The organism is Azospirillum sp. CT11-132, assembly GCF_047302835.1.
In the GTDB taxonomy this organism is placed as follows: Bacteria; Pseudomonadota; Alphaproteobacteria; order Azospirillales; family Azospirillaceae; genus Azospirillum.
In genome coordinates this window covers 543900-566601 of sequence record NZ_JBGLZA010000005.1, presented here as the reverse complement: position 1 = coordinate 566601, position 22702 = coordinate 543900, and the positions used below count along the sequence as shown (strand labels likewise).

Genomic DNA, 22702 nt, shown 5'->3' with positions numbered 1-22702 from the left:
CGAGCGTCCTCTTCGCCTGTCACCTCCTTCCCGGCCGCCGGCCCGCCCGGCGGAAAGGACCTTCTCATGCCCATCGAAACTGCGAAGCTGATCGACGTCCATGCCCATGTCCGATTGGAGGCCACCAACGGCGCCGCCGGCATCCACGGGCCGGAGCATGGCGTCGACGAGAACGGCCAGCCCTGGTACCGCGTCGGCAACTACCGGCTGAGCGGCGTCCGCCATTTGAACAGCCCCTTCACCGATCCGGAGCTGCGGCTGCGCCGCATGGATGAGGCCGGTATCGACTTCCAGGTGCTGTCGGCCAGTCCGCTGAACTATTTCCACCACATCGACGTGCCCTCGGCCGTCTCCTTCTGCCGCCGGCACAACGACGCGCTGGCGGAACTGGTCGCGCGCTATCCCGACAGGCTGGGCGGGCTGGCCGCCCTGCCGATGCAGGATCCGCGTGCGGCGACGGAGGAGCTGGAGCGCTCCGTCGGCGAACTGGGGCTGTGGGGGGCGGCGACCGGCACCGAATTCGCGGGCGAGCCGCTGCACAGCCCGGCGTTCGACAGGCTCTACGAGGCGTTCGTCCGGCTGGACGTGCCGCTGTTCCTGCATCCGGCCCCGGCCGGCATCGACGGTCCGCCCGGCGATCCGGCGCTGAAGCGCTTCGACCTCGACGTCATCATCGGGTTCGCCGCGCAGGAGACCATCGCCGTCGCCACCCTGATCTTCGGCGGCGTGCTGGAGCGCCATCCCCGGCTGGATGTCTGGATCAGCCATGGCGGTGGTGCGGCCGCCTTCACCGCCGGGCGGCTGGCGCAGGCCGGCATGAAGCGGCCCTGGGCCAGCCAGTCGATGAAGAAGGACGGGGCCTTCGAGGAGATGCTGTCGCGCCTGTGGTTCGACACGCACCTGAACGACGACCGGGCGCTGGCGCTGCTGACGCAGGTGGTTGGGCCGGACCGGCTGGTCTTCGGCACCAATTTCGCCGGCTGGGACCAGCCGGAGGACGGACACCACGGCGCCGTGTCGCCGGCGCTGGCCGGCAACGCCCGCCGCCTGCTGAGAAAAGACAAAACCCATAACGGAGGGACGCCATGACCATCACCCATTTCCTGACCCGCGCGCTGGCGGCGGTGCCGCTGATCGGCGGCCTTCTGGCCTCGGCGCCGCAGGCCCATGCGCTGGAGATCATGGCGTCCCATTACGGCGCTCTGCTGAACACCGCCCCGATCGCCGTGGCGCTGGAGCGGGGCGAATACAAGAAGAACGGCGTCGACGTCACCGACGTGATGAGTTCGGTTGGCGGCGGCACCGGCATCCGCAACATGGTGGGCGGCGGGCTAGGCTACGGCATCGTCAGCACCTCCACCGCTCTGGCCGGCATCAGGCAGGGCATGGACATCCGCATCGTCCACACCGCGATCCGCCGAGTGGACGACCTGCTGTGGGTGACGCGGCCGGACAGCGGCGTTTCCTCGGTCAAGGATCTGGTCGGCCGCAAGGTCGGCATTACCGCGCCGAAATCGTCGAGCGAGCTGATGGTCGTCATGGCCTTCGAGGCGGCCGGCTATCCCGGCAAGGCCGACATGGTGGCGCTGGGATCGGTCGGCTCGGGCCTGTCGGCGCTGGAGCAGGGCGGGGTGGATGCGGCGCTGATCCTGGAGCCGCTCTACAGCGCCCGGAAGGACCGCTACAAGGTCGCCTTCTCGCTGGAGAACCTGCCGTCGATGACGCCGACCGTGGGCGTCGCCACCGGCGACTTCATGCGCAAGAGCCCGGACCAGTTGCGCGGGCTGCTCGCCGCCTGGCGCTCGGCGGTGAACTTCATCTACGAGAACCCGGAAGAGGCGGCGAAGATGGTCGCCAAGCGCTATGGCGACACGCTGCCGATTGAGGTCGCAACCACCTCAATGAAGCGCATGGCGGCGATCAAGTACTGGAGCCAGGGCGACTTTGACATGGATGCCCTGAACATCTGGGTCAAGGGCATGGAGCGCATGGGCGAGTGGTCCGGCCCGGTGGATTGGTCGAAGGTGCTGGACGACTCCTTCCTCGCTGCCGATCTGCGCAAATGACGGGGTATTCCGCCATGAAACCGCAGATATCGACCACGGGTGGCGCGCTGGCCGTCGTCATCGGCGGCGGCAACGGCATCGGCGAAGAGACCGCCCGGCTGATGGCGTCGCGCGGCTGGCGGCTGGCCGTCGCCGACCTCGACCCGGCGGCGGCGGAGCGGGTGGCCGGTGAACTCGGCGGTGTCTCGCTGGCGCTTGACATCGCCGACGCCGATGCGGTGGAGCGGGCGGCCGCCGCCATCGAGGTGGCGCATGGTCCGGTCGGTGCGCTGGTGGTCGCCGCCGCCGTCTTTCAGCCGGTGCTGCCGCCGGCCGAGCTGCCGCTGGAGGTGTGGGAGCGCACGGTCCACGTCAACCTGACCGGCACCTATTACGCCAACCGCGCCTTCGGCACTCGTATGGCGCGGCAGGCGCGGGGCAGCATCGTCAACATCGCGTCGATTGCCGCCATCGGTTCGGTGCCGGTCCATGCCTATGCGTCGAGCAAGGCGGGGGTGGTCAGCCTGACGCTCAACCTCGCCGGTGAGTGGGGGCGCGCCGGGGTCCGGGTCAACTGCGTCTCGCCCGGCTCGACGCTGGTGCCGCGGGTGGTTGAACGGATCCGGTCGGGCCGCTATGCCGCCGATCCGGCCGAATTCACGGCGCTCGGCCGGATCGTGCAGCCGCGCGAGGTGGCGGAGAGCATCGAGTTCCTTGCTTCCGACCGGGCGTCGGCGATCACCGGCGTCAATCTGGTGGTGGATGCCGGATGGCACGTCGCCGGCACCTGGGCACAATATGGCGGCGTCCGTCCGGCTCCGTCTCCCCTCGAGGCGGCGGGAGGCGCGGCATGAATCCGCTGTCGCTCTCCTACTACACGGTGCCGGAACTGTCGCCGCCCGACATGGTGACGGTGGCGGCGGACCAGGGCTGCGCCCATGTCGGCCTGCGCCTGCTGGGCGGCCAGCCCGACGGCGATCCGATGCCGCTGCTGGCCGACCCCGCCCTGCGGCGCGAGATGAAGCGGTGCATGGCCGACCGCGGCGTCACGGCACTCGACGCCAACACCGCCCGCGTCCTGCCCCACACCGACCTCGACGCCTTCCGCCCCTTCCTGGAGGCCGCGGCCGAGCTGGGTGCCCGCCATGTGCTGGCGACCGGCGACGACCCCGACGGGGGGCGGCTGGCGGCAAGGCTCGGACGGCTGTGTGACGATGCCGCCGGCTTCGGCCTGACCGTGCAGTTCGAGTTCGTGTCCTGGATGAGCGTGCCGAGCGCCGCCGCCGCCGCCCGGCTGATCGGCCGGGTGGGGCGCCCGAATATCGGCATCGCGCTCGACGCGCTGCATTACGATCGCTCCGGCGGCACGCCGGCCGAAGTGGCGGCGATCCCGCCCGGCCTGTTCGCCTACATGCATCTCTGCGACGCCCCGCGCGACCATGGGACCGACCGCGACTCCCTGCTGCACACGGCGGTGAAGGAGCGGCTCTTCCCCGGCGACGGCGGCATCGACCTGACCGGGCTGCTGCGCGCGCTTCCGCCCGGGCTGCCGCTTGCCCTCGAAATTCCGACCGCCACCCTGGCGCGGACGATGGACGCGCCGGCCCGCGTGGCGCGCGCCGTTGCCGCGACCCGCCGCCTGCTGGCGGCGCTCTGAGCACCGCCTCTCAAGAGGCCTTTCAGGAGGAACCACCATGGCCGCCAGCCCCGAGACCGGCACCGCCATCCGCGCCTGCGCCCAGGCGGTGATCCGGTCGATCGAAACGCACGGACACGACACCGCCCACCTGACGGCGGCGCTGCGCGAACCGCTGGCCGCGCTCGCCGCCCGCCCCGACCTGTGCACGGCCGGCGTGCCGCGCATCGGCAACCACGTCGCCAACTCCCAGTACCTCTACTATGACGGCGACCTGTCGATCCTGCTGTTCGAACTGCCCGAGGGTCAGCCTATCGCCGTCCACGACCACGGCAACTGGGAGAGCATGGCGATTTATCGGGGGCGGGTGAAGCACACCGTCTATGAGCGGCGCGACGACGGCTCGGTTCCCGGCAGGGCCGACCTAGCCGTGGTCGAGGACCGCGTGCTGGAGCCGGGCGACAGCGTGGTGATCGCCCCGCCCACCGACATCCACGGCTTCATGGCGCTGGAGGAAGGAAGCTGGGGCATCACCGTGGCGAGCGGCACCTACAAGCCCGAGCGCAGCTATTTCCAGCCCGAGGCCGGAACCGTCGTCAGCAAGCGTCCGCGCGGCTGACGGGCCGCCGCATCCGGAACAAGGAAGACCACAGCGATGGATTTGGGACTGAAGGGCAAGGTCGCGCTGGTGCTCGGCGGCAGCCAGGGCATCGGACGGGCGGCGGCGCTGGGGTTCGCGCGCGAAGGCTGCGTCGTCGCCATCTGCGGCCGCGACTCCGGCCGGCTGGAGGAGGCGAGGGCGCTTCTGGAGGCGGCCGGCGGCCCGGTGCTGGCGGTGCCGGCAGACGTTGGCGACCCGGAGGCGGTGGAGCGGCTGGTCGGTGAGGTTGCCGACGCTTATGGCACCATTCACATCCTGGTCAACAACGCCGCCGGTCCGAAACCCGGCTCCTTCGACGAGCTGAGCGGTGCCGACTGGGAGGACGCCTTCCGCCTGACGCTGATGTCGGCGGTCAATGCGACCCGCGCCGCGCTTCCCCACATGCGCCGGCAGCGCTGGGGGCGGGTGGTCAACGTCAGTTCCTATTCCGTCAAGCAGCCGATCGGCGAGCTGATGCTGTCCAACAGCCTGCGGCTGGCGGCGCTGGGCTGGGCCAAGACGATGGCGACGCAGCTGGCGCCGGAGAACATCCTGGTCAACACCGTCTGTCCCGGCTGGACGGCGACCGACCGCATGACCCAGGTGGTCGGCGCCCGTGCCGCCGCCCAGGGCCGGACCGCGGAAGATACTGCGGCCGGCATCGCCGCCGGCATCCCGCTCGGCCGTTTCGCCCGACCCGAGGAGGTCGCCGACCTGATCGTCTTCCTGGCATCCGAACGCGCGAGCTACCTGACCGGCACCGCCATCCCGGTGGATGGCGGCGTCGTGCAGAGCACGCTATGAGGCCGGCTCAATCCACGTCCAACATCCGTTTTCCCGGGAGGATCACATGACCAAAACCGCTCTGGTGACCGGAGCCGGCGGCGGATTGGGCGCGGCCATCGCGCGCCGTCTGGCCGGCGAAGGATACCGCGTGGCGCTGCTCGACCTCGATGCCGCCGGGTTGGAGGTGGAGGCCGCGCGGATCCCCGGCGCCCTGGCCTTCACCGCCGACGTGACCGACGAGGCGCAGATCGATGCGGTGGTCGCCGCGATGACCGAGGCGTTCGGCGACGGACCCGACCTGCTGGTCAACAACGCCGGCATCGTCCGCTTCGGCGACCTGCTGGAGCACAGCGTCGCCGATTTCCGCCGCGTGGTGGACGTGAACCTGACCGGCACCTTCATCGTCACCCGCGCTGTGGCGCGGCGGATGGCGAATCGCGGATCGGGGGCCATCGTCAACATCACCTCGCTGAACGCCGTCGCCCCCAGCCCGGACGCCGGGGCCTATCCGGCCACCAAGGCGGCGGTGGCGCTGTTAACCGAACATCTGGCGCTGGCGCTGGCGCCGCGCGGCGTGCGGGTCAACGCCGTCGCCCCCGGCTTCATCGACGCCGGCATGTCGGCGCCGATCTACGCGGATGCGGAGGTGCGCGCGGTGCGCGGCGCCGCCGTGCCCGCCCGGTCGCTCGGCACCGCCGACGATGTCGCCGACGCGGTGCTGTTCCTGGCCTCGGACCGGGCGCGCTACATCCACGGCCAGCATCTGATGGTCGACGGCGGCGTCTCCTTCAGCCTGAAGATGCACCTGCCCCGCCGCGCGCCGGCGGTCAAGCCCCCGGCGGGCGACCGATGAGTGGGGCGATCCGCAACCTGATCCTGACCGGTGGCATCGGCCATCCCTTCGCCGACGCTGCTCCGGTGCTGGACCGGATCCTGGCCGATGCTGGGGCTGTCTCGACCGTCACCGACGACATCGAAGGTGGGCTGGAGGCGCTGGATCGGGGCGGCTTCGACCTGCTCACCGTCTATGCGCTGCGCTGGCGGATGCTGGGCAGCGAGAAATACGCCCCGCATCGCGAGCGCTGGGCCTTTTCGCTGTCGCAGGCCGGACGGGAGCGGCTTTCGCGCTTCGTCACCGGCGGAGGCGGGCTGCTCGGGCTGCACACTGCGCTGATCTGCTTCGACGACTGGGCGGAATGGAGGGATCTGCTGGGGGGGGCCTGGGTGTGGGGCCGCTCCGCCCATCCGCCGCGCGGCCCGGTCACCCTGGTCCCTACCAACGCGCCCCATCCCCTGACCGCCGGCTTGCCGCCCTTCACGGTCACCGATGAGGCTTATGGCAACTTTGATCTGGCCGAGGGCGTCCAACCGCTGGCGATCGTGGCGTCGGAGGAGGGAGGGGCCTGGCCCGCCTTGTGGGCGCGCGACGTCGGCCGGGGCCGGGCAGTGGCCGACACGCTGGGCCATGACCGTGCGTCCCTGGAACACCCGGTGCACCGCCAAATCCTGACGCGCGCCGCCCTTTGGGCCTGCCGCCGTCCACTCTGAAAACCATCCCGCCCTGCAAGAGGAACCGTCCCAATGAACAGCCTCCATGCGCAAGCCGCCTCTCCGGCCGATACCTCAAACCGCCCCATCTCCCTGTTCATACCGCTCGACGGCATCATCGGGGCGGAGACCGACGGGCTCGACCTGTCCCGGCCGCTCGACGGCGGGACGGTTGAGGCGGTTCGCGCGGCCTTCCGCGACCATCATCTGCTGGTGATTCGCAACCAGTCGCTGGACAAGGAGCGCATGTACCGGTTCGCCGAACTGTTCGGCCCCATCGAAGGCCACATGATCCGGCTGGCCGACGGGTCGAAGTGGGACGCGGTCCACACCATCACCAACCTGGATGCTGCCGGCAACCCGGTGGCCAAGCCCTTCATCAGCTCCAACTATTTCTGGCACACAGACAAGTCCTTCCTCCGCGAGCCATCGCTGCTGACGATGCTGCAGGCGGTGGAACTGCCGCCGAACGGCGGCGACACGCAGTTCGCCGACATGACCGCCGCCTTTGACGCCCTGCCGGAGGCCACGCGCCGGCGGATCGACGGACTGAAGTCGGTGCAGAGTCTGGAATTCATGCGCCGCTACACCGGCAGCGCCCCGCCGACCGAAGACGACATTGCCGCCGCTCCGCCCATTGCCCATCCGCTGGTCCGCACCCATCCCGAGACCGGCCGCAAGAGCCTCTACATCGGCATGTACAGCTCCCACATCGAGGGCCTGCCGGAGGAAGAGGGACGCGCCCTGCTGGAAGAGCTGCTGGAGCACGCGACGCAGGACCGTTTCGTCTATACCCACCGTTGGCAACACGGCGATCTCGTCTTCTGGGACAACCGCTGCCTGCTGCACCGGGCCACGGCCAACTTCGAGATGGGCAAGCACCGCCGCGTGCTGATGCGCGTCGTGGTGAAAGGCTCCGTACCGGAGTGACGTGCGCGGCCCCGGCGGCAGATCGATGCGACCGCCGGGGCCGGCTCCTCAGGCAAGCCCCAGCAGGCGGCGGGCGTTGCCGCCCAGGATCTCCGCGCAATCCCCATCGGTCAGGTCGGAGGCGAGGATTTCCAGCAGGGGGAACGGAACGCTGAACAGTTTGGGCGAGGAGTAGAAATCCGTACCCAGCAGCAGCCGCTGCACTCCCGCCTCGCGCACGAAACGCTCGATCATGTGGGAAACCGGAACCATCACCCCGGTGTCGAACAGGATGTTCGGATGGCGCCGGGCGATGTGCGGCATCCAATGGGCGAAATCGGGAGACGAGAAGGCGTCCAGCGCGACGAATTGGACATCGCGGAAGCGTTCGGCCAGAACCTCCAGCTTCCAAGGGGATTCCAGCTTGGAATCGCCGATGATGTGGATGAAGGCCGGCACGCCGTGATGACGAACGCGCTCCAGCAGCGCGTCCATGCGCGGATGGTCGATGGCGCAGCCCTGGAACCGGTGGTGCCAGACGATGCCCTTCATCCCGAGAACCTGGATGCAGCGGTCGATCTCGTCCAGCGCCGCGTCCCCTTCCAGCGGGGAAACGGTGGCGAGCGCCGCCGGGAAACGGTCGCTCCAGCGGTCGCGGTACTCCGCGACCTGATCGTTGACGCGGCGGGTGTCGGCGATGCCGTTCGGCGCCTGATAGCCGTTGGATGGCATCAGCAGGGCCTGGGCGATGCCGTTGCGGTCCATGAAGGCGATCCGCTGCTCGGCATCTGCAGTCATACCGCCCGAAGCGCCGCCGCCGACAATGTCGAGCGAGCCGACATGGTGATGCAGGTCGAAGACCTGGAAGGATTTGGCGTCACGCATCCGATGTCCTCCAGAAATCGCTGTAGTCGGGCCGCCGTCGGTCGCGGAAGGCTCCCAGCCCTTCCGTCCATTCGCCGGGAGGCACCTCGGCCAACATCGCCCGCACTGCCGTCCAGTCGAGCGGCGCCGCGCGGCGCACCGCGCGCTTGACCGTGGCGATGGCCCCCGGCGGCGCACCGTCGGTGATGGCCCGTGCCAACTCCACCGCGCTGTCCACGGCGTTTCCGGGCGGGACGACGCGGGAGACCAGTCCCAATGCTGCCGCCTCCTCTGCCCCGATGCGGCGGCGGGTCAGGATCAGGTCCAGGGCATGGCGCGGGCCGGCGATCTGGGCCAGCCGCGCCAGCCCGGTGTTGGGCACCACCCCCAGCCCCAGTTCGGGCAGCGCGAAGACGGCGTCCGCCGCCGCGACCACCAGATCGCAGCACAGCGTCAGCTCGAACCCGCCGCCGAGCGCCCGGCCATGGACGGCGGCGACGGTCGGGCGGGAATATCCGTCCAGCCGCTCGAACAGGTCCATCGGCGTCGGCCCGCCGGGTGTCGGCATCATCCAGCCGGCGTCCAGCAGGTCGCCGATGTCCGCCCCGGCGCAGAAGGAGGGGCCGTCGCCGGCGATGACCAGGGCGGCGGCCTGACGGGCGTCCGACCGGTCGAGCGTGGCGAGCAGGTCGGCCACCAGATCGACGGCCAGCGCGTTGTGGCGGTCGGGCTTCGTCAGGGTGATCAGCCCGACCGTTCCGCGGCGTTCGAAGCGGACCATCATCTTACGGTGCCGGATAGACGAGCGTGCCGCTCGCCTTGGCCGGGGGATAGACGATCTCCTCCCCCTCCTTGCGGTGCTGGACGATGACCATCGTTTCGTCCGACAGCAGCTGGTGCAGGCCGCCGCCTTCCGACGGTCGGTAGCCGATCTTGCCGTAGGGGGTGTCGAAGGTGGCGGTGGACAGCGCCTTGCGCACCTTGTCCTGGTCCAGCGTGCCGGCGCTCTCGATCGCCTTGGCCAGGGTCATCATGCCGGTATAGCCCTGGGGAAAGACGGGAGCGATGGTCTGGCCCTTCGCCTCCACCTTGCGGATCAACTCGGCGGCAGCAGGGGTGCGGTCGGCGGTGGACCATTCGGTGATCATGGTCAGCCCCTCGCTCATGTCGCCGTAGTCGGTGCGACGGTCGCCGGCGGACACCACCATGGTCAGCTTCGGTTTGATCCCCAGGCTCTTCATCTGGCGGACGAGCTGGAGGTTGTCGCCCGAGTAACCGACGGAGAAAAAGGCGTCGGGGTTCAACGACTTGACGCGGGTCAACACCGGCGAGAGGTCTGGCGAGCCGGATTTGAACGGCTCCTTCATCACCAGCTTGATCCCGGCCTTCGTCAAATATTCTTCGGCATATTTGGCCGCGTCGGCGCCGTAGAGCCCGTCCTCATAGGCCAGCGCCACCGTCTTGACCTTGGGGTCGATGGAGGCGAGGAAACTCGAAGCCGCCTTCTGGCGGTGATAATCCCAGATGTAGATATGGTAATACCAGTCCTCCGTGCCGAAGGTCTTCTCCAGCCGGACGGACGAGGAGCCGGTGTGGATGAACAGCGGCTTGTAGCGCTTGATGCTGGACAGCAGCGCGAAGTCGGCCGTGCTGCCGTATCCGCCGACGAAGGCGTAGACCTTGTCCTCGGTCACCATCTTGGAGGCGATGGTGGCGGCGGTGTTCGGTTCGCTCTTGGTGTCCTCGATCAGCAGGGAGACTGGACGGCCGAGCAGGCCGCCGGCGGCGTTGATCTCGTCCGCCGCGAACTGCACGCCGGCCAGGATGGTCTGGCCGCCCACCGCCAGGACGCCGGTCAGCGGCAGCGGCACGCCGATCCGGATCGGCTCCGCCGTCTGGGCGGCAGCCGGAGTTGGGCCGTTCATCGCGAGCGCGGCGATGCCGAGTGCTGCGGCGCCGGCCGCCAGCCGTTTCACGAAACGCATGGCTTCCTCCTGTTCTTATGATCGTTGTTCGCGGGTGGTCTCCGCCGCCGGTTCAGCCGGCGGGGGCGCGTTCGAAGAAGGGGTATCGACGGTCGCCGATCTGCGGGAAGACGACGGACACGGCGTCGCCGCCGCGCACGGCCGGGGCGTTGTCGCCGATCAGCCGGCTGAGCATCCGGGGGCCTTCGGCCAGATCGACGAGCACCACCGTGTAGGGAAGCTGGCCGCTCCATGCCCCACCCTGGAAGGCGACGTGGACATGGCTGTGGGAAAAGACGGTCCCCCGGCCTGACATCCGCTGCCAGCCTAGCGCCGTATCGCCGCAGAGCGGGCAGTGCCGGCGCGGGTAGTAGAAGAGATGGCCGCAGCGTCCGCATTTGGGGAACAGCAGTTCTCCCCGGTCGCACGCATCCCAGAAGGGAGCGCTGGCCCCGGTCGGGTTCGGCGGGGTGGCGAGAAGATCCAGCATCAGGGTTTCTCCAGAATCATGGCGCCGCAGACCGAGAAGATGCCGCCGTTGCCACTGACCAGCGCCCGGCGCGCGCCCTCCACCTGCCGCCTCCCGGCTTCGCCGCGCAGCTGGCGGACCGCCTCGGTGATGTGGAGCATTCCGCCGATGTGCGCCTGGGACAGCAGGCCGCCATGGGGGTTCAGCGGCCTGCGGCCACCGAGATCCATGGCACCCGAGCGCACCAGCGATCCGCCTTCGCCCGGTCGCGCGAAGCCCAGCGCTTCCAGCGACACCAACACCGAGATGGTGAAGGCGTCGTGCAGGTTGGCGAGCTGGATGTCCTCCGGCCCTATGCCCGCCGCCTCGTAGGCGTCGGCGCCGGCGGCGGCCATCCCGAGTTCCGGAATGTCCGGCATCAGGGCCACCGAGTTGTGGGTAGTCTTCATGCCGATGGCGCGGATGGCGACGCCGCGGCCGCGGCCCTGCGGCGCCCGCCCGGCCCGCGTCAGAACCAGCGCGCCGCCGCCGTCCGACACCAGCGAACAGTCGAGCAAGCGCAGCGGGCTGCTGATGAGGCGGCTGGCCCGGTAATCCTCCAGCGTCATCGGCTTGCGCATCTGCGCGTTGTCGTTCAGCAGCGCGTGGCGGCGCGTGACCAGGGCGACCGCCGCCAGATCCGCGTCGGTGGCGCCGTAGAGGTCGAGATAGCGCTGGGCGAGCAGTGCGTAGGGGATCACCATGCCGTGCAGGCCGAACGGCTCCTCCCACTCCTCCCCGCCCAGCAGATTGTGCATGTGCAGGCCCTGCGCGCCCGCGGGGCGGCCGGTCAGGGCGTTCTCGCCGTAGACGCAGGCGGCCACGTCGCAATAGCCGCTTTCGATGGCCCAGACCGCCTGCTGCAGCATGGTCATGCCGGTGACGGTGCCGCCGACATCGACCGTGCAGGCGAAGCGGGGCGCCACCCCCAGATGCTCGGCCAGCGTGGACGAGAACATGCTGTTGGGGGTGGCGTAGGGATCGAGGTTGATCAGTCCGTCGAGATCGGACAGGGCGAAGCCCGCGTCGCGCAGCGCCGCGAGAACGGCCGCGGCCTGGATTTCGACCGGCGACCAGCCGGGCAGGCGACCGACGGGGGTTTCGCCGATGCCCGCGATGACGACGTCGGAACCGACTGCCGGCATGGGGTGTCCTCCGTTTCCGATGCGTCAGACGCCCAGATAGGCGCTGCGCAGCTTTTCGTGGTTGACGACCTTGGCCATCGGCCCGGAGAGGGCGGTCCGCCCCTCCTCCAGCACGACGCAATGGTCGGCGACGTGGGTGGCGTAGCCGACATTCTGCTCGGCCATGACGATGGCGCAGCCGGTCTCCCGCTTGATCTTGGCGAGGGTTACAAACAGCTCCTCGACGACGATTGGGGCCAGCCCGGCCGACGGCTCGTCCAGGATCAGGGCCGACGGCTCGGCCATCAGGGCGCGGCCGATCGCCAGCATCTGGCGCTGGCCACCGCTCATGGTTCCGGCGATCTGGCGGCTGCGGTCGCGCAGGACCGGGAAATAGCCGCACACCATGTCGCGCAGCCGTCCGTAGGGCGCCTGCCGCCGCCGTCCCGCCGCGGCACCGTGTGCGCCCAGCAGGTTGTCCTCGACGCTCAGGTTCGGGAAGCAGCGCGCCCCGTCCGGGACCAGCACCACGCCATGGGCCGGAAGCTGCCAGGGCGCGCAGCCGCTGAGGTCCTCGCCGTCCAGCGCCAGATGGCGGCCGCTGGTTGCGACGGTACCGGCGAGCGCCCGCAGCGCCGTGGTCTTGCCCGCGCCGTTGGAGCCGAGGATGACGAGCATGTGCCCGCTCTCCACCGCGATGTCGAGCTGGTGGAGGACGCGCAGGCGGTCGTAGGACGCGCCGCCGATCCGTCCGACGAAGCGGCTCATGACGCGAACCCCTTGCCCAGATAGGCTTCCCGCACCGCTTGGTCGGCCAGCACCGTGGCCGGCGCGCCTTCGGCCAGCAGGCGGCCGTTGTTCAGCACCACGACGCGGTGGCACAGGCTGGTGATGACGCGCATCAGATGCTCGATGATCACGATGCTGATCCCCTGTTCGTGGACATTGCGGATCAGGCCCATCACCTGCACCGAATCCTCGTGCGACAGGCCGGCCATCGCCTCGTCCAGCAGCAGGAGATCCGGCGCGCAGGCGAGCGCGCGGGCGATCTCCAGCCGCCTGAGATCGGTCACCGACAGGTCGCCGCAGAAGCGGCGGAACAGCGGCCCGAGCCCGCAGAAGGCGGCGATGGAGGCGGCGTCGCCCAGCCCCGGCAGCCGGTGGCGGTCGCGCCCGGCATAGAGCAGGGGAACCGACAGCACCTCCTCGACGGTCAGGGTGGGGGGGACGCGCGGGATCTGGTAGGTGCGGGCCATACCGGCGCGGACGATGCGGTCGGGACGCCGCCCGGTCACGTCGCCGCCGCGCAGGCGGATGCGCCCGCCGCGGACTGGAAGCTGGCCAGACACGGTGTTGACCAGCGTGCTCTTGCCCGAGCCGTTGGGGCCGATCAGGCCGGTGATCTCGCCCGCCGCGATGGACAGCGACACCCCGTCGAGCGCCTTCAGCCCGCCGAAGGCCACGGTCAGATCCTCGACCGCCAGGATCGCGCCGTTGGATGTGGCGGCCGGTGTCCGTGCGAGCTGCTCGGCGGGGCCGGGAGAGGCTGTGTCACGCATGGCGTTCCCGCTCCTTCTTCTTCTCCCCGGCGGCGCTCCGCCGTCGGGCCAGCGTTCCGGCCTTGCGCAGCAGGCCGACGATCCCCTGCGGCATGCCGATGACGAACAGGATGATCACGGCGCCGTAGACCACCTGATAGCCGGTGCCGCCGATGACCGAGCGGGCCACCTCCTCCAGCGCCTTCAGCGCGATGGCGCCCAGCAGCGGGCCGATGGTGGTGTCCATGCCGCCCAGCGTGGCGATGGCCAGCGGCAGCACGCTCCAGTTGGTGGTGAAGACGTCGGTCGGTACGACATAGCCGTAGAGGCCGCCGTAGCAGGCGCCGGCCAAGCCGATCAGCACGCCCGAGACGATGAAGGCGAAGATCTTCATGCGCACCACCGGCACGCCGCTGGCCGCGGCCAGTTCCGGCTTGGTGCGGATCATGAAGAAGGCCGGGCGGAAGCGCAGGCCGAGCAGCGCGTCCGACAGAGCCACCGCCGCCAGCAGCAGAAGCCCGATCAGTCCGAGCTGCCAGCGCGGATCGCCGTCCGCCAGCACCGGCGGCGCGATGCCGCCCGAACCGCCGGTCCAGTCGGGGAACACCACGACCAGCACCTGCATCGACAGGGCGAAGCCCAGCGTGGCGATGGCGAAATACATCCGGCGCAGCCGCAGAGTCAGCAGGCCGAGCAGCGTCGCCGCCAGCGCGCAGACCACCGCCACCGCGATCCAGGCCAGCGCCAGCCCGATCAGCGGTTCGAAGATCGCCAGCGTGTAGGACCCGATGCCGAAGAAGGCCGCCGACCCCAGCGACACCTGACCGGTGCGCGACAGGATGTCCCAGGCCAGGGCGGTGATCGCGGTGATGGCGACGCCGATGGCGAGCTGGATCCAGAAGGGCTTGTCGATCCACACCAGTGCCAACGTGACCAGCAGGATGACGGCGTAGGGGAGAAGCCGCGTGAGTCCGGTCTTCATGCGCGCCGCTCCGATCCGAACAGCCCGGTGGGTCGTACGACCAGCACCAGGACGATGATGACGAAGGCGACCCCGTAGCCCCAGCTTCCCCCGCCCGGCACGAAGGTGGCGGTCAGGTTCTCCGCCGCCGACAGCAGCACCGCGCCGATCAGCGCCCCGCCGATGCTCCCGAGCCCGCCCAACGCCACGATGGCGAAGGCGCGCATCACCAGATCGACGCCGACCAGCGGCTGGACATAGAGGATCAGCGCCACCAGTCCGCCGCTGACGCCCGCCGTCAGTCCGCCGATCAGGAAGGACAGGCGGAACATCCGCGTGACGTCCACCCCCGCCAGAACCGCCAGCTGCGGGTCGTCGGCGGCCAGACGCAGCAGCAGCCCCTGGCGGGTGTGCCGCATGAACCAGATCATCCCGGCATAGAGCGCGATGCCGACCAGCAGCACGACCAGATTGTTGCCGGGAACGATGACGTCGCCGAGCTGCAGCGGCGGCAGCAGGGGCGGGGCGTGCATCACGCGGGCGTCCGGCGTCCAGGCGATCATCGCCAGATTGATCAGCAGGATCGACAGGCCGATGGTGGCGAGAATCTGGTTGTGCTCGTCCTGTTTCAGCACCCTCGACAGGAATCCATCGAAGACCAGCCAGGACAGGGCCGTCATCGCCAGACCGGCCAGGACCATTCCGGCCAGCGGCGGCACGCCCGCCGTCTCGTACAGGAAATAGGTCAGGAAGGCGCCCAGCATGACGAACTCGCCATGCGCGAAGTTGATGATGCCGGTGACGCCGAATTCCAGGGTGAGGCCGGAGGCGATGGCGGCGTAGAGCCCGGCGGTGGTCAGGGCCAGCAGCAGGGATTGGGCCAGGAGCGTGGTTTCCATCCGCGATTGTCCTCACATCCGGTCGATCAGGCTGCGCGCGATCTGGAGCCGCTGCATCTCCGAGGTGCCCTCGCCGATGCGGAAGCCGCGCGCGTCGCGATAGATGCGTTCCACCGGCAGGTCGGCCATGAAGCCGGCCCCGCCGAAGATCTGGAGGACCCGGTCTGCCACCCGCCCGACCATCTCGGTGCAGTAGAGCTTGGCGCGCGAGGCGGCGATGCGGGCGTCGGGATCCCCTTGGTCCGACAGGCGCGCCGCCTTGGCGCAGAGCAGCCGGCCGGCATCGATCTCCACGTCGCAATCCGCCAACATGAAGGCGATGGCCTGATGGTCGGCCAGCCGTTTGCCGAAGGTGGTGCGGTCGCGGGCATGGGGCACCGCCAGATCGATCAGCCGCTGGGCCATGCCGACGCAGCGGCAGGACACGAACAGCCGGTCGTTGTTGATGGTCGCCATCATCACGCCGAAGCCGGCGCCGGGCGCGCCCAGCACATGGTCGTCCGGCACGAAGCAGTCGTCGAAGCTGAGCGCCGAGAGGTGGTAGCCGTGCCAGCCCAGCTTGCGGAAGCGGCGCTCGACGATGAAGCCCTGCGACCCGCGCGGCACGATGAAAGTGGTCAGCCGCCCCTTCAGCGGCGCGTCACGGTCGGTCACCGCCAGCACGATGGTGTGGTCGGCGGTCTCCGCATGCGAGATGAAGGTCTTGGCGCCCGACAGCCGCCAGCCGCCGTCGGTCCGCCGCGCCCGCGTCCGCAGCGCGTTCAGGTCGGACCCGGCGTCCGGTTCGGTCAGGGCGTAGGCGACGGTGCGTTCGCCGCGCATCAGCGGTCCGACGAACCAGTCGCGCTGGGCAGCGTCGGCGAACAGCAGCGATCCCGGCAGATGGCCGCAGGCTTCGGCGAGTGGCATGCTGGTGTGGCCGGTCGCCTCGTCGATGGCCGAGATGGCGATCCGGCTCAACCCTGGCCCGCCGATCTCCTCGGGCATGTTGTAGCCGTAGATGCCGAGGTCGGCGGCCGACCGGCGCAGATCGCGCATCAGGCTGGGATCGACGTCGTCGGCGCGGTCCACCGCCTCCTCGTGCGGCCGCAGGGAGGTCTGGACGAAGCCGCTCACGGTGCGGACCAGCGCGTCGATTTCGGCGGCATCGTCGCCGGTGGCAGCGGCGACATAGGTGGACAGGCTGTCGCTCATGATGGCTCCGCCGTCTGGCTATCGACCCAACTTTCGACCCAGCTTTCGATGGCGCCGCGCTGCACCTTGCCGGTGGTGGAGCGGACGATGCGCTCGGGCGGCACGAAGTGGATGGCCTTGGGTTGCTTGAATCCGGCCAGTTCCCGCCGGCACAGGGCGGACAGTTCGGCGGCCTCCAGGCGGGGGTTTGCCGACACCACCACCGCCACGGGGATTTCGCCCCAGCGGTCGTCCTTCCGGCGCACGACCACGGCATCGCGCACGTCGGGATGCCCGACCAGAACGCGCTCAATCTCCGCCGGGTAGATGTTCTCGCCGCCCGACTTGATCAGGTACTTGGCGCGGTCAACGAAATCGTAGAGCCCGTCCGGCCGGCGGCGGAGCAGGTCGCCCATGTGGAACCAGCCGTTGCGGAAGTCCTGCCGGGTCGCCGCCTCGTTGTTCCAATAGCCGCTGAACAGCGTCGGGCCGCGCATGGCGAGTTCGCCGATGCCGCCGTCGGGAACGTCGTTGTCGTCCGGGTCGACCAGCCGGATTTCCGCCCCGACGCTCGGCGCCTTGCCGAGATCGTCGGTGGCGCCGCGGGGAAGCTGGCGGCCGGACAGCGGCGGAGTGCCGGTCTCGGTCGATCCGAAGCAGTTGAGGAAGTCGGCGCCCAGCAGTTCGCTCAGCCGCGCCACCTCGGCGGGCGGCGACAGGTCGGCCATCACGCCGCAGGTGCGCAGGCCGAGCGGCCTGACGTCGCGCCGTTCCAGCACCTCGATCATCCGGCCAAGCGTACCCGGCATGATCGACACCCATTCGAACCGCTCGGTCTCGATCTTGTCGGCGATCCGGTCGGGATCGAAGGCGTCGAGCACGATCACCCGCCCGCCGGTCAGCAGGGCATAGTGCGCCGGCTCGGTGCCGCCCATGTGGTAGAGCGGCGGCCAGCACAGGTTGGTGTTGCCCGGCCGCACCCCCAGGTCGAACGGTGCCGCTGTCATGCGGGCCAGCTGGCTGCGATGGGTAAGCACCGCCCCCTTGGGCAGGCCGGTGGTGCCGCTGGTGTAGAGGATCAGCAGGGGATCCTCGGGCTCGCCGACGTCCGGCGGCGTGTCGGCGGATGCGGCTGCGAGGCGGCGCTCCCACTCCGCGCCGAATTCGATCACCGGGATCCCGGCGGTGGCGGCGTCGGACAGGATGCCCGCATGCCGGGGCGAGACCAGGATCGCCGTCGGCGCGACGAGGCCAATGCAGTGTTCCAGTTCGCGCGGGCTGAGGCGCCAATTCTGGCAGGCGGTGATCGCTCCCAGCAGGGCGCAGGCAAGCTGCGTCTCGATGTATTCGAGCCGGTTCTCGGACAGCACGCCGACGCGGGCGCCGCGCGTCACCCCCAGTGCCGCCAGCGCCGAGGCGCTGCGGTTCACCCGTTCGGCCAGCTGGGCGAAGGTCAGGATGCGGACCTCGTCCTGGCCGTCATCCTCGATGGCGATGCGTTGCGGATAAAGCCGCGCGGTGGAAAGGAACAGGCTTCCCACGGTGGAGGCGGCGGCCCGCGCCACCAGTGCGGCGGCCGGTCGGTCCATGCCGATTGTCAAACTCATGACCAAGCTCCTCCCTGTTTCTCATTGGATTGTTGAGGACTTTATTTCCTTTTGCGTCTTAATTATCGGCAGGGCAAATGATGTCGAATATTCCGGTATGTACTCAACGGGGATCTCCGGTGGGCTGCGCGTAGCTGCGTCTCAGCCACGGCATGGCCCGTCCGCCCAGCGGCCGGCCCAGCAGGCGTCCGGCGACATCGACCGCTCCGATCAGGGCGGGAAGATCGACGCCGGTGGCGAGGCCGGATTTCTCGGCCAGCAGCACCACGTCCTCGGTGGCGAGGTTGCCGGCGGCGCCGGGGGCGAAGGGGCAGCCGCCGATCCCGCCGGCGCTGGCGTCGAGCCGGCGGATGCCCGCCTCGATCGCGGCATGGGCATTGGCGATGCCAAAGCCGCGCGTGTCATGGAAATGCATGCCGATCCGCTCCGCCGGCAGGCTGAGAAGCAGCGCCCGCAGCAGGGCGGTCACCTGACCGGGAGCGGCGGCGCCGATGGTGTCGGCGATCACCACCTCGCCGGCACCGATGGCGGCGAAGCCCTCCGCCAGCCGGACGACGGCAGCCGGATCGACCAGCCCCTCGAACGGGCATTCGAAGGCGACGGCGACATAGGCGCGCACAGCGATGCCCGCCTCCAGGGCGCGGCCGATCACCTCCTCGGCGGCGGCGGTCGCCCGATCCAGAGTCATGTTGATGTTGCGCCGGTTCATTTCCTCCGTCGCCGCCACCACTGTGGCGATCTGCGGCGTTCCGGAGGACAACGCCCGGTCCAGTCCGCGCCCGTTCATGGCGAGGGCAGAGACCACCACACCCGGCAGGGAGTGGGTTCCGGCGATGATCTCCTCGGCATCGGCCATCTGCGGCACCGCCTTGGGCGAGGCGAAGCTGGCGGCCTCGATCCGTGTCAGTCCGGCCTCGGCCAGCCGCCGGATCAGCTCCAGCTTGCCGGCGGTGGGAACGAGGATCGGCTGGTTCTGCAATCCGTCGCGCGGGGCGACCTCGGTCAACAGCAGGCGGTCCATGGCTTACCCCACCCGTCCAGCACCGCGCAGTTCGCTGATACGCTCGGGCCCGTAGCCCAGCAGCGTTTCCAGAACCGCGTCGGTGTCGTGGCCCAACTCGGGGGGTGCGGTGAAGCGGTCGGGCTTGCCCCCGGATAGCTTGATCGGGTTGCCGGGCATCCTCACCGTGCCGCCCTGCGGCAGCGGCACCTCCACCACCATGTCGCGGGCGACCACCTGCGGATCGGACATCGCCTGGGCGAAATCATTGACCGGGCCGCAGGGCACCCGCGCCTCGCGCAGCCTGGCGAGCCAGCTGGCGGAGCTGTCCTTGACCAGTTCCTCCCCGACGATGCGCTCGATCCGCTCCTTGTCGGCGTAGCGGCCGGGTTGCAGGCGGTAGTCAGGTGCTTCCAGTTCCGGTCGACCGATGACCGGCAGCAGCCGCTCGAAGAAGGCGTCCCCGATGCAGGCGATGATGATGTGGCCGTCGGCGGTCCTGAAGGTGTTGTAGGGAACATGGACGAAATGGCCGTTGCCCAGCCGTTCCGGCACATGCCCGGACATCAGGTGCATCGTGCCCATGTAGTTGAGCAGCGAGATCTGCACGTCCAGCATCGACACGTCCACATGGCGGCCGACCCCGGTCCGCTCCCGCTCCTGCAACGCGGCGAGCACGCCCAGCGCGCCGAACAGTCCGCCGCCCAGGTCGCCGATGGGAATGCCGGACCGCAGCGGCGGTCCGTCGGGCAGGCCGGTGATGCTCATGCCGCCGCCCATCGCCTGCACCACCTGATCGAAGGCGGGCCGGTTCGGATCGGGACCGTCGCCGCCGAAGCCGGTGACCGAGCAGGTGACGATGCGCGGGTTGACCGCCGACAGCGACGCGAAGTCGATGCCCAGCCGCTCCGTCACACCGGCGCTGAAATTGTCGAACACCACGTCGCTCTTGCGGACGAGGTCGAGGAAGACCGCGCGCCCCTCCTCGCTTTTCAGGTCGATGCAGACGCTGCGCTTGCCGCGGTTGAGCGTGAGGAAATAGGCCCCCATGCCGTGCCGGGAAAAATCGGGATCGCCGGCCAGCAACTGCCGCGTTCCTTCGCCCTGACCCGGTGGTTCGACCTTGATCGTCTCGGCCCCCAGATCGGTCAGCAGCATGGTGCCGTAGGGACCGGACAGCATGTGCGTCAGGTCGATCAGCCGGATGCCGTTCAGTGGTGCCATACCCTTCGCCCCAGATGCTTCGTTTGCGGAATGTTTGTTCGCTCATCAATCAGCAAGCGGTGTGCCAATCCGGTACCCGATGATTTTTTCTTTCAATATCAATCGATTGGTGATTCGGGGGACTGAGAGAGGCGTTTCATGAAACGGGTGGCTTGTTGCGAAGAAACGTGTCATGAAACATTTGTTTGCAACGCTGATGAAACGGCGGCAGTCCCGGATCGATGTCGCCGGCCCCGTCGGGACGGATGCGGAGGGCGGATGGCCGGGGGGTAAGGAACCATGCCAATGACGTTGGGCTATCCGAACAATGGGCGGTTGCGGCTGTGCTTTCTCAGCTACCGCCATCTCACCCGGCTGGCACGTGCGGTTCTGGACGAATATGCCCAACGTGCCGAGATCGAGGTGATCGACCAAGCTTATGAGGCGGCATTGGCCGTGGCGCGGGAGCGCGAGGCGTCGGGTGCGGTGGACGCCTTCGTCAGCGCCGGCGCCAATGCCAGCTACCTGCGCAGCACCGTGAAGTCGCCGGTCGCCACCATCAAGGTCGGCGGCTACGACATCCTGCTGGCGCTGCTGAAGGCGCGGGAGCGGTCGAACCGGGTCGGTATCGTCATGCACCGCCGCATCATCCCGGAACTGGACGCCATCAAGGGGCTGCTGCGGACCGAGGTGGAGCAGGGCTGCTACGAGACACCGGACGAGGCCGTCGCCTGCGTCAAGGGCATGGCTGAGCGCGGCTTTCCCGTCATCATCGGGTCGAGCGTGGTGGTCGAGGCGACCGAGCGGCTGGGAATGGAGGGCATCCTGGCCTATTCGGTGGCGGGCGTGCGCCAGGGGCTGGACGACGCGCTGGAAATGGCCCGCATCGCCCGGCTGGAAAATGCACGCTACAGCCAGTTGAACGGCGTCCTCCAGAATGTTCAGGAAGCGGTGCTCGCAGTCGATCCGGCCGACCGGGTGACGGCGGTCAATCCGGCGATGGAAGCCCTGCTGGGCTTTCCCCCGAACGCCATTCTTGGCCGGGTCGCGGCGGAGGTGGCGCCGGAACTGTCGTTGCGCGGAGTGCTGGGCAGCGGCGAGGCGGAAAAGGGCAGTGTCCTGACGTTCCGCCGCCGCGACTGGATCGCCAACCGCATCCCGATCCGCGAGCATGGGCAGGTCACCGGTGCCATGATCACGGTCTACGACGCCCGCGCCATCAGCGAGGCGGACGTCAGCCTGCGGTCCCAGACCCGGCGGCGCCCCAACCGGACGACCCGCTACACACTCGACGACATCCGCGGCGACAGTCCGGCCATCGAGCAGGCACGAGCCACGGCACGGCGCTTCGCGGCGAGCGACCTGACGGTGCTGATCTCCGGAGACAGCGGGACGGGGAAGGAACTGTTCGCCCAGGCCATCCACAATCTCGGCCCGCGCTCCGGCCGCCCCTTCGTGGCGATCAACTGCTCGGCCTTTCCGGATTCCCTGCTGGAATCGGAGCTGTTCGGCCATGAGGAGGGGGCCTTCACCGGGGCCCGCAAGGGCGGCAAGGTCGGGCTGTTCGAGGCGGCGCACACCGGCACGCTGTTCCTCGACGAGATCGGCGACATGCCGCTGGCCCTGCAAACCCGGCTGCTGCGCGTGCTTCAGGAGCGCGAGATCGTGCGTCTGGGCAGTGTCGTGCCGGTTCCGGTCGATCTGCGGGTGATCGCGGCCACCCATCAGCCATTGGAGGAACTGGTGCCGCAGCGCGCGTTCCGGGCCGACCTGCTTTACCGGCTGAACACGCTGCGCCTGCGCCTGCCGCCGCTGTGCGACCGGGTGGAGGATGTGCCGGTGCTGGCCGAGGGGTTCGTCGCCGCCTGCCTGGAGCGCACCGGGATCCGGCTGGCGCCTTCGGTCGTCGTCGAGCCTTTGAAATCCCGGCTCGCCAGCTACCGTTGGCCGGGCAACGTGCGCGAACTGGAGAATATCTGCGAGCGTCTGACCATGCTTGTTCTGCAATTCGGCACCGTCGAGGACATTCCCGCCGGGATTCTGCGTCATGACTGTCCTGAGCTGTTTCTCGAACCGCCTGGGCAGGACAGGCCGGCCGGCGGGAACGGGCATGGGGCTGCGGGCCAGGACAGCGGCGACGCGCGCGCCGCCATCGAAAGCGCCTTGTCCCGCACCCACGGCAATCGGGCGGAGGCGGCGCGCGCTCTGGGCATCAGCCGGGCGACGTTGTGGCGGCGCATGCACCAGCTTGGTCTCGGCGGTTCCGCGGATGGCGAGGATGCCGCAAGGGATTAGCG

Annotated in this window: 23 protein-coding genes; 10 read left to right on the top strand and 13 right to left on the bottom strand. The window is 69.3% G+C overall.

Annotated elements, in window-relative coordinates:
* Positions 1-66: 66 nt before the first annotated feature.
* The 9 genes from ACCD06_RS22255 to ACCD06_RS22215 are packed head-to-tail and all read left to right on the top strand — an operon-like array spanning position 67 to position 7585.
* Positions 67-1089: an amidohydrolase family protein gene (locus tag ACCD06_RS22255; RefSeq protein ID WP_109072828.1), complete on the top strand. Its 1023-nt coding sequence runs from the start codon at positions 67-69 to the stop codon at positions 1087-1089.
* Entirely contained in the window at positions 1086-2066 is a 981-nt protein-coding gene (locus ACCD06_RS22250) for an ABC transporter substrate-binding protein (RefSeq protein WP_413343589.1), read from the top strand. The genes ACCD06_RS22255 and ACCD06_RS22250 overlap by 4 nt, the downstream gene beginning before the upstream one ends.
* A 14-nt stretch (positions 2067-2080) precedes the next feature.
* Entirely contained in the window at positions 2081-2899 is an 819-nt protein-coding gene (locus tag ACCD06_RS22245; RefSeq protein ID WP_109072937.1) for an SDR family NAD(P)-dependent oxidoreductase, read from the top strand.
* Entirely contained in the window at positions 2896-3702 is an 807-nt protein-coding gene (locus ACCD06_RS22240) for a sugar phosphate isomerase/epimerase family protein (protein ID WP_158281924.1), read from the top strand. The genes ACCD06_RS22245 and ACCD06_RS22240 overlap by 4 nt, the downstream gene beginning before the upstream one ends.
* Before the next feature lie 37 nt (positions 3703-3739).
* A complete protein-coding gene (locus tag ACCD06_RS22235) occupies positions 3740-4300 on the top strand; it encodes a hypothetical protein (protein ID WP_109072831.1) in 561 nt (186 codons plus the stop codon).
* Between the two features lie 36 nt (positions 4301-4336).
* The gene (locus tag ACCD06_RS22230) at positions 4337-5125 is read left to right on the top strand and encodes an SDR family oxidoreductase (protein WP_413343586.1); all 789 of its coding nucleotides are present in this window, start codon (positions 4337-4339) and stop codon (positions 5123-5125) included.
* A 46-nt stretch (positions 5126-5171) separates the two neighbouring features.
* The gene (locus ACCD06_RS22225; RefSeq protein WP_109072833.1) at positions 5172-5960 is read left to right on the top strand and encodes an SDR family NAD(P)-dependent oxidoreductase; all 789 of its coding nucleotides are present in this window, start codon (positions 5172-5174) and stop codon (positions 5958-5960) included.
* Positions 5957-6655, top strand: a complete 699-nt coding sequence (locus ACCD06_RS22220) for a ThuA domain-containing protein (RefSeq protein ID WP_413343583.1) — start codon at positions 5957-5959, stop codon at positions 6653-6655. Before ACCD06_RS22225 ends, ACCD06_RS22220 begins: the two co-directional genes overlap by 4 nt.
* Before the next feature lie 33 nt (positions 6656-6688).
* Positions 6689-7585: a TauD/TfdA dioxygenase family protein gene (locus ACCD06_RS22215; RefSeq protein ID WP_109072835.1), complete on the top strand. Its 897-nt coding sequence runs from the start codon at positions 6689-6691 to the stop codon at positions 7583-7585.
* A gap of 48 nt (positions 7586-7633) precedes the next feature.
* Here ACCD06_RS22215 and ACCD06_RS22210 read toward each other — a convergent pair whose 3' ends face one another.
* The 13 genes from ACCD06_RS22210 to ACCD06_RS22150 all read right to left on the bottom strand — a co-directional run bounded on the left by ACCD06_RS22210 (position 7634) and on the right by ACCD06_RS22150 (position 20426).
* Entirely contained in the window at positions 7634-8449 is an 816-nt protein-coding gene (locus tag ACCD06_RS22210) for an amidohydrolase family protein (RefSeq protein ID WP_136702767.1), read from the bottom strand.
* A complete protein-coding gene (locus ACCD06_RS22205; RefSeq protein ID WP_413343580.1) occupies positions 8442-9212 on the bottom strand; it encodes an enoyl-CoA hydratase/isomerase family protein in 771 nt (256 codons plus the stop codon). Before ACCD06_RS22205 ends, ACCD06_RS22210 begins: the two co-directional genes overlap by 8 nt.
* 1 nt (position 9213) lies before the next feature.
* Positions 9214-10413, bottom strand: a complete 1200-nt coding sequence (locus ACCD06_RS22200) for an amino acid ABC transporter substrate-binding protein (protein WP_413343578.1) — start codon at positions 10411-10413, stop codon at positions 9214-9216.
* A 52-nt stretch (positions 10414-10465) separates the two neighbouring features.
* A complete protein-coding gene (locus tag ACCD06_RS22195; protein WP_136702770.1) occupies positions 10466-10882 on the bottom strand; it encodes a Zn-ribbon domain-containing OB-fold protein in 417 nt (138 codons plus the stop codon).
* A complete protein-coding gene (locus ACCD06_RS22190; RefSeq protein ID WP_413343576.1) occupies positions 10882-12045 on the bottom strand; it encodes a thiolase family protein in 1164 nt (387 codons plus the stop codon). The genes ACCD06_RS22195 and ACCD06_RS22190 overlap by 1 nt, the downstream gene beginning before the upstream one ends.
* A gap of 24 nt (positions 12046-12069) precedes the next feature.
* A complete protein-coding gene (locus tag ACCD06_RS22185; RefSeq protein ID WP_413343574.1) occupies positions 12070-12792 on the bottom strand; it encodes an ABC transporter ATP-binding protein in 723 nt (240 codons plus the stop codon).
* Positions 12789-13583 (bottom strand): ABC transporter ATP-binding protein, encoded by a 795-nt coding sequence (locus ACCD06_RS22180; protein WP_136702773.1) that lies wholly within the window; start codon positions 13581-13583, stop codon positions 12789-12791. The genes ACCD06_RS22185 and ACCD06_RS22180 overlap by 4 nt, the downstream gene beginning before the upstream one ends.
* The gene (locus ACCD06_RS22175; RefSeq protein WP_413343572.1) at positions 13576-14544 is read right to left on the bottom strand and encodes a branched-chain amino acid ABC transporter permease; all 969 of its coding nucleotides are present in this window, start codon (positions 14542-14544) and stop codon (positions 13576-13578) included. The genes ACCD06_RS22180 and ACCD06_RS22175 overlap by 8 nt, the downstream gene beginning before the upstream one ends.
* Entirely contained in the window at positions 14541-15422 is an 882-nt protein-coding gene (locus ACCD06_RS22170) for a branched-chain amino acid ABC transporter permease (protein ID WP_413343570.1), read from the bottom strand. Before ACCD06_RS22170 ends, ACCD06_RS22175 begins: the two co-directional genes overlap by 4 nt.
* A 12-nt stretch (positions 15423-15434) precedes the next feature.
* On the bottom strand, positions 15435-16616 hold the full coding sequence (locus tag ACCD06_RS22165; RefSeq protein ID WP_413343568.1) for an acyl-CoA dehydrogenase family protein: 1182 nt from the start codon (positions 16614-16616) through the stop codon (positions 15435-15437).
* The gene (locus ACCD06_RS22160) at positions 16613-18202 is read right to left on the bottom strand and encodes a class I adenylate-forming enzyme family protein (RefSeq protein ID WP_413343566.1); all 1590 of its coding nucleotides are present in this window, start codon (positions 18200-18202) and stop codon (positions 16613-16615) included. The genes ACCD06_RS22165 and ACCD06_RS22160 overlap by 4 nt, the downstream gene beginning before the upstream one ends.
* 103 nt (positions 18203-18305) lie before the next feature.
* Entirely contained in the window at positions 18306-19223 is a 918-nt protein-coding gene (locus tag ACCD06_RS22155; protein ID WP_413343564.1) for a hydroxymethylglutaryl-CoA lyase, read from the bottom strand.
* 3 nt (positions 19224-19226) lie between these two features.
* Entirely contained in the window at positions 19227-20426 is a 1200-nt protein-coding gene (locus tag ACCD06_RS22150; RefSeq protein ID WP_413343562.1) for a CaiB/BaiF CoA transferase family protein, read from the bottom strand.
* Between the two features lie 285 nt (positions 20427-20711).
* Here ACCD06_RS22150 and prpR point away from each other — a divergent pair, with 285 nt between their 5' ends.
* Positions 20712-22700 (top strand): propionate catabolism operon regulatory protein PrpR, encoded by a 1989-nt coding sequence (gene prpR, locus ACCD06_RS22145; RefSeq protein WP_413343560.1) that lies wholly within the window; start codon positions 20712-20714, stop codon positions 22698-22700.
* Positions 22701-22702: the final 2 nt, after the last annotated feature.